Here is a 7,268-nt window from a genome sequence, read left to right on the forward strand (position 1 = left end):
GGTCCGCGGGGGCGCCGGGCCCGGTCGCTGAGCGTCAGTGCTCGTTCGGGTCGTTGTCCGCGTCGGCCTTGGTGGCGTGGACCGTGCCGTGCACGTGGTCCGGCGGGCCGTACAGCGAGTAGATCTTCAGCGGCTCGTCGCCGTTGTTCGTGACGTTGTGCCACTTGCCCGACGGCACCATGATGATGTCGTCGTCCTTGACCTGGCGCTCGAAGTCGAGGTTGTCCTCCGCGTCGCCCATCTGGCACAGCCCGGTGCCGGCCTCGATCCGCAGGAACTGATCGGTGCCGTGGTGCACCTCCAGGCCGATCTCGCCGCCCGGCGGGATCTGCATGAGCGTCAGCTGCAGGTGCTCGCCGGTCCAGCGCGTGTCGCGGAAGTTGGTGTTCTCGAGGGTGTCGGTCTCGATGTTGGTGATGTACGGGTTGGGTCCGTGGTCAGCCATGTCCGCCTCCGTGCCTTCCGTGGCACCACCGGAGCGGGTGCCACTCTGACTGTCTCCAGCCAATCACACCGGCCCGGGAGCACCCTCGGTCAGGTAGGCCTGCGTCGCGGCGTGCGCCAGGTCGATCCGGGCGATCATCTTGTCCTCCTGGCCGTGGCCGAACGTCGTCAGCACCCCGGTCTCGTCGGCGCCGGTGGGCAGCACGTGCACCTCCACCCCGTCGGGCACGTGCGCGAGCGCGTCGGTGAAGTTGTGTCGCCGGGCAATCTCGAACGTCGCCAATGCCACGCCGGCGAAGTTGCGCGGCACGACCATCGGATTCTCGACCCGCCCGACCTGGAGGACGTACACGATCGACGCTCCGAGCCGCACGGCCTGGCCCAGCGGAATCGAGTCGACCAGACCGCCGTCGTAGTGGTGCTCCCCGTCGATGACGACCGGCGCGAAGAACGGCGGCAGCGCGCACGAGGCCAGGATCGGGTCGCGCAACGCGCCGCTGGTGAACCACCTCGCCTGCGCCTTCTCGATCGAGGCCGCCACACACTGGAACTCCACCTCGAGCTCCTCGAACGTCGACACCGGCAGGTGCGCGTCGACGAAGTCGGCGAACACCTTCGTCGAGAGGAGGTGGGTGCGGGAGCGGGCGACGTTGAGCATCGTCTCCCAGGCACCCGGGCGGAAGGCCTTGCCCGTGGCGAGCGTCGTGCGCCAGAGGTGCTCGAGGGCATCGACGGTGGCCAGGGTCGGGGCGCTGGCGAGGTAGGCGCCGTTGAACGCGCCGATGCTCGTGCCGACGATGACATCGGGGCTGATGCCGGCCTCCAGCAGCGCACGCATCATGCCCAGATGCGAGGCACCGAGCACCCCACCGCCGCCGAGCACGAACCCCACCTTGTCCGCCATGCGCCCCAGCCTACGAAGCCGGCGCGGGCACGGCACGTTGACGGGCGTCCCCGCGTCCGGCGCCCTACGCGGAGCGCCGCTGCGTCACCTCGGGGAGCGTGGTGGCCAACTCGGGCGGCACCTGGCGCAGCACGTCGGCCAGTTCGGTGAGCAACTCACCGTGCACGCCGGAGCGTCGTGACACCAGGGCGATGTCGCGGTGCGGCGCCGGGTCGCGGAACCGCACGAGTTCCAGCGACGGGTGCGGCGTGACCGGGGGAGCGACGGACATCACCGGCATGAGCGTGACTCCGGCATTCGTGGCGACCATGTGCCGCAAGGTCTCCAGACTCGTCGCGCGGAACCCGGCCCGCTCCGATCCGCCCGCGAGGGTGCACACCTCGAGGGCCTGGTCGCGCAGGCAGTGACCGTCCTCGAGCAGGAGGACCTGCTCGTCGGCGAGCACGCCGGGGCTCACGGCCGCGCCGTCCTGCGCAAGTCGGTGCCCGGACGGCACGGCGAGCACGAAGTCCTCGCGGAAGAGCGGCTCGATGACCAGCGACTCGTCCTCGAGCGGCAGCGCGAGCACCGCCGCGTCGAGTCGGCCCTGGGCGAGTTGCTCGAGCAGGCGCGGGGTGCGCTCCTCGACGAGCAGGAGTTCGAGGTCGGGGAAGTGCTCGCGCACCCCGGGCATGACGTGCGGCAGCAGATAGGGCGCCAGGGTCGGGAAGATCCCCAACCGCAACGAGCCGGAGCGCGGATCCTGGGCTTGGGCGGCGATCCGCCGGATCGACTCGGCGTCGGTCAGCATGCGGCGGGCGCGATCGACGACCTGCTCCCCGGCGGGGGTGAGCAGGTGGTGACGCGAGCCGCGCTCGACCAGGCGGGTGCCGAGTTCGCCCTCCAACTTCTTGAGCTGGGTCGACAGCGTCGGTTGGCTGACGAAGCACGCGGCCGCAGCCTGGCCGAAATGACCGTGATCGGCCACCGCGACGAGGTACTCCAGGTCACGCAGGTTCACGAGAGCTCCTCTCTTCGACGGTGGCCGACCAGGTGGTCAGCCGGAGTGTGCGGATGGCGACGGGGTGAGATCAGGCGCTGATCGACTCGGCCGGAGCCGAGACGCGGATCAGGTGATCGAACGCACTCAGCGCGGCGGTCGCACCGGCCCCGAAGGCCACGACGATCTGCTTGTACGGCGTGGTGGTCGCGTCACCGGCGGCGAACACGCCCTCCAGGTTGGTCGCGCCACCGGCGTCCACGACGATCTCGCCGCGCTCGCTCAGCTCGACCCCGGAGTCGGCCAGCCACTGGGTGTTCGGGATCAGGCCGATCTGCACGAACACGCCGTCGAGGTCCAGGGCGCGCGACTCGCCGGTCGTGCGGTCGGTGTAGTCGAGCCCGACGACGCGGTTGCCGTCGCCGCGCACCTGCGTGGTCTGCGCCGAGGTGACGACGTCGACGTTGGGCAGCGAGTTGAGCTTGCGCTGCAGCACCTCGTCGGCCTTGAGCGAGTCCATGAACTCGAACACCGTGACGTGCCCGACGACCCCGGCGAGGTCGATGGCGGCCTCGATGCCCGAGTTGCCGCCGCCGACGACGGCGATGTCCTTGCCCTTGAAGAGCGGGCCGTCGCAGTGCGGGCAGAACGTGACGCCCTTGTTGCGGTAGTCGAACTCGCCGGGGACGTTCATCTGGCGCCACGACGCTCCGGGCGCGAGGATCACGGTGCGGCCATAGACGGCGGCGCCGGAGTCGAGTTCGACCTTGATCAGGCCGTCCGCGTTCATCGGGTGGAGCTTCGCGGCGCGCTGCGTGCGCAGCACCTCGACGCCCTCGTGGGACTCGACGTGCCGCTCGAGGTCGCCGACGAGCTTCGGGCCCTCGGTGTGCTGGATCGAGGAGAGGTTCTCGATCGACATGGTGTCGTTGACCTGGCCGCCGAAGCGCTCGGTGATGATCGCGGTGCGCAGCGCCTTGCGGGCGGTGTAGATCGCCGCGGTCGCGCCGGCCGGGCCGCCACCGACGATGAGCACGTCGAACGGGTCGAGCGCGTCGATCCGCGCGGACTCCTTCTCACCGGCGCCGGAGTCGACCTTGCCGACGATCTCCTCGAGCGACATCTTGCCGTTGCCGAAGATCTCGCCGTTGCGGAACACCATCGGCACGGCCAGGACACCGCGCTCCTCGGCCTCGTCGGGGAAGGCGCCGCCGTCGACCGCGGTGTGGGTGATGTTCGGGTTGAGGATCGCCATGAGGTTGAGCGCCTGCACGACGTCGGGGCACTTGGTGCAGCCCTGCGAGAACCACGTCTCGAAGTGGTGCTCCCCGGTGAGGTTCGCGACCTGCTCGAGCGTCGCGGCGGCCTCCTTCGATGGGTGGCCGCCGACCTGCAACAGCGCCAGGACGAGCGAGGTGAACTCGTGGCCCATCGGGATGCCGGAGAAGGTGACCTGCACGTGCTGGTCGGAGGTGCGCATGATCGTGAAGGAGGGGGTGCGCGCGGCGACCTCACCGGCGTTGGGGCGCACGGTGACCAGGTCGGACATGCCGCTGATCTCGTCGACGAGCTCGGCCACCTCGCGCGACTTCGCGTCGTCGCCGAGCGTGGTGAGGATCTCGATCGGCTCCTTGATGTTCGTCATCAAGGACTTCAGCTGGGTGGCCAGGGCGGTGTCGAGCACGATTCCTCCAGGATTCTCGGCGGGTGCGGAAGACGGGGTGGTACGAAGTCGGGTGGTACGCGGTCGGGGCGGTACGGAGTCGGGGTGGTACGCGGTCGGGGAACGCCGAAGGCGGGAGAGCGGGCCAGCCGGGCCGCCCTCCCGCCTTCGATCAGACGCTGCGTTCGATCAGACGCTGCGGTGGATCAGACGCTGCGGTGGATCAGATCTTGCCCACGAGGTCGAGCGACGGGGCCAGGGTGTCCTCGCCCTCTTCCCACTTGGCCGGGCAGACCTCGCCCGGGTGGTTGCGCACGTACTGCGCGGCCTTGACCTTGCGCACGAGCTCGGCGGCGTTGCGGCCGATGCCCTCGGCGGTGACCTCGAGGAACTGGATCACGCCGTCCGGGTCGACGAGGAAGGTGCCACGGTTGGCCAGGCCCTCGTCCTCACGGAGGATCTCGAAGTTGCGGGAGATCGTGGCGGTCGGGTCGCCGAGCATCGGGTAGTTGACCTTGCCGACGGCCTCGGAGGTCTCGTGCCACGCCTTGTGCGTGAAGTGGGTGTCGGTGGAGACCGAGAAGACCTCGACGTTCAGGGACTGCAGCAGCTCGTACTGGCCGGCCAGGTCCTCGAGCTCGGTCGGGCAGACGAAGGTGAAGTCGGCCGGGTAGAAGAAGAAGATCGCCCACTTGCCGGCGATGTCCGCGTCCGAGTAGGTCTTGAACTCGCCGTTGACATACGCGTTGGCCTCGAACGGCTTGATCTTCGTGTTGATCAGGGACATGTGGTGACTACCTCACTGACGATGACGGGGTGATCGGTCGATAGGAACTCTATATGGAAACGTCAGAAACCCATAATCCAGATCGATGAATTGTGGGCATCGTCACGATAGTCAACGTCGATCGGTGGAGGTCGGTTCCGATGCGTGGATCAATCGCGGGGTGGTGGTTGACGACGGTCATCTCGCCGTCGCCTCGCAGTCACGTGCTGTTCACGCCGCGGCCATGACGGCAAAATAGAAAGAGCGAATGACCCTGTCGTCCATGCCCGCAACCCGACGCTCCTTCCTGGGCCTGACCGGCGCTGCTGCCACGGCGGCCGCGCTCGGGGAGGCGGCCCTCGCCGATCCGGCCGCCGCCGAACCTGTCCAGGGTGCCGCCGACCTGAGGTTCGCGGTCGTCACGGACACCCACGCCAACGTCGATGTCCCCACTCGCACGGCGGCGCTCCGGCGCCTGCTGACCCACATCGAGTCGCGTCAACCCGACGTCGTGCTGAACTGTGGCGACCTCACCGACTATGGCGTCGACGGTGAGTTCGCCGCCTATCGCAGTGCGGTGCCCGACACGCTCTGGTCGCGTATGCGCCACGTCGCCGGCAACCACGAGTGGCGCTGGGACATCTCCGCCATGGAGTCCTATCGCCGCTGGTTCGGTGAGCCGACGGACTCCTTCGACCTCGGTGGCCTGCACTTCGTCGGCCTCTCGCCGTACCAGCTCCTGGAGGAGCCGTCGGTCTACGGCGCCGAGTTGCTCGCATGGTTGCGCAAGGACCTCGATCGCCGGACGAACGACACCGTGCCGGCCATCCTGTTCACGCACATGCCGATCGGTGCACCGAACTACTACGTCAACGACTCGGAGGACCTGCTCGAGGTCCTGGAGAAGCGCAACGTGCGCGCGCTGTTCACCGGGCACACCCACACCCACGAGATCATGCCGATGAATGGGTTCACCCAGGTCAACGGCCGCGCCTCGCGCGATGGAATCGACTACTTCTGGGTGGAGCGGGTCACGCGCGACGGCCGACCCGAACTGACCGTCGACGCCGTCCGGCTGGCGGCCGACGGCTCGACCACGACGTCGCGCTCAGCGGTCATCCCCCTGCGTGGTGCGCGGGTCGGGGGTCACCTGGCGCCGAACAGCGTCCGGGCCGACGTCGAGGGCGAGGCGATCACCGTTGAGGTGCGGATGTCGGCGGCCCGCGCCGGGGAGGTCGACGCCATGGTCGCGCAGATCTACCCGCAGGCTCGGTACGGGGGGCGTCAGACGCCCACGACGGTCGAACTGACCCGAACCGACACCGGAACCTTCAAGGCCCGGGTGGCGATGGTCGATCTCACGCCCGGTCATCATCGCGTCCAGGTGCGCGCGGTGGACGCGGCCGGCGAGTTCTGGGAGTCGATCGTGCCGGTGTTCGTCGACGGTGCAGCGGCGCACCTGGGGTGGGTCCACCGAGTCGGCGGGCAGGTCCAGGCTGGCATCATGGCCGTCGGCGAGGCCACCATCGTGGCCGCGTCCACGACCGGCTCGCTCACGTCCCTGCGCGTCGACGGCGATCGCACGCGGGTGCTGTGGCGCACGCGCATCGGGCCCGTCCACCGCGATGGCGCTGTCCACGACGGAGTGATCTACCTGCCCTCGGCCGATCACCACCTGTACGCCGTGGAGGCCGCCACCGGGGCCGTGCGCTGGCGGGTCGATCTGGGCGCGCCCGCACTGGCACGCACCCTCGCCGTCGCGATCGACGCTCGCACCGACATCATCGCCTGCGCCGGGACCGAGACGTTCCGGATCACGACGCAGGGAGCCATCGTCTGGCGCACCGACCACGGCAATCTCTTCGCCGGGCGGCCCGCGTGCGACGGTGAGCGGGTCTACGTGGGGTCGGGGGACGGGCGCGCCTACGCCTTCGACGCGCGCACGGGAGCTCGGCTCTGGCGCGCCGATCTGGCCACGAACCGCTCGGATGCCTACGGCAAGATGCTGTACGCCCCGTGGGGCGACACGGTCGACCTCGCCGCGGCCGATCAGGTCGTCTTCGCGACGGTCGGGGCGACCTACTCGCTCGACCGCACGACCGGAGCCGTACGTTGGCGCCACAACGGCAACCGCACCTACAACCCGGGGCTGGTCCTCGACGAAGGTCTGCTGGCGGTCGAGGAGTTCGGGGGCGTGCTGCTCTACGACGCGACCACGGGTGCGCGGCGGTGGTCGGTCACGGCAGCTCCGCAGCGGTTCTTCGAAGCCGGACCGGTGCGCTCCGGCAACGACGTGTGGCTGACCGGCGTCACCGGTGAGGTCGTCCGGGTGGATCTGGCCAGCCGCCAGGTCGACCATGTGCTGCAGGTCACCCCGGCCAACACCTTCTCGACCCCGGTGCTCGTCGAGACCGGGCAGGCCCGGGTGCTCGTCGGTGGCTGGCAGGACGGTGTCGTCCGCGGGGTCGTGCTGCCCTGAACCCCCCCTACCCCCGCGGTTCGAGGTATTACC

The 7,268-nt window shown here is 69.3% G+C and carries 6 protein-coding genes; 1 reads left to right on the forward strand and 5 read right to left on the reverse strand.

Annotation, left to right across the window (positions count from 1 at the left end; genetic code table 11):
- Positions 1–34 precede the first annotated feature (34 nt).
- The 5 genes from KD1_RS07405 to ahpC all read right to left on the reverse strand — a co-directional run bounded on the left by KD1_RS07405 (position 35) and on the right by ahpC (position 4,777).
- On the reverse strand, positions 35–445 hold the full coding sequence (locus KD1_RS07405; protein WP_068399813.1) for a cupin domain-containing protein: 411 nt from the start codon (positions 443–445) through the stop codon (positions 35–37).
- A 63-nt stretch (positions 446–508) separates the two neighbouring features.
- Positions 509–1,348, reverse strand: coding sequence for a patatin-like phospholipase family protein (locus KD1_RS07410; RefSeq protein WP_068399816.1), 840 nt, complete (start codon positions 1,346–1,348; stop codon positions 509–511).
- A gap of 64 nt (positions 1,349–1,412) precedes the next feature.
- Positions 1,413–2,348: a LysR substrate-binding domain-containing protein gene (locus KD1_RS07415; RefSeq protein ID WP_068399820.1), complete on the reverse strand. Its 936-nt coding sequence runs from the start codon at positions 2,346–2,348 to the stop codon at positions 1,413–1,415.
- A gap of 70 nt (positions 2,349–2,418) precedes the next feature.
- Entirely contained in the window at positions 2,419–4,011 is a 1,593-nt protein-coding gene (ahpF, locus tag KD1_RS07420) for an alkyl hydroperoxide reductase subunit F (protein WP_068399824.1), read from the reverse strand.
- Between the two features lie 202 nt (positions 4,012–4,213).
- Positions 4,214–4,777: an alkyl hydroperoxide reductase subunit C gene (ahpC, locus tag KD1_RS07425; protein ID WP_068399827.1), complete on the reverse strand. Its 564-nt coding sequence runs from the start codon at positions 4,775–4,777 to the stop codon at positions 4,214–4,216.
- Between the two features lie 247 nt (positions 4,778–5,024).
- On the opposite strand from ahpC, the gene KD1_RS07430 reads away from it, so the two are divergent.
- The gene (locus tag KD1_RS07430) at positions 5,025–7,235 is read left to right on the forward strand and encodes an outer membrane protein assembly factor BamB family protein (protein WP_068399831.1); all 2,211 of its coding nucleotides are present in this window, start codon (positions 5,025–5,027) and stop codon (positions 7,233–7,235) included.
- The last annotated feature ends 33 nt before the right edge of the window (positions 7,236–7,268 follow it).

It is taken from the genome of Kribbia dieselivorans NBRC 106261, from assembly GCF_001552435.1.
Classification (GTDB): domain Bacteria; phylum Actinomycetota; class Actinomycetes; order Actinomycetales; family Dermatophilaceae; genus Kribbia; species Kribbia dieselivorans.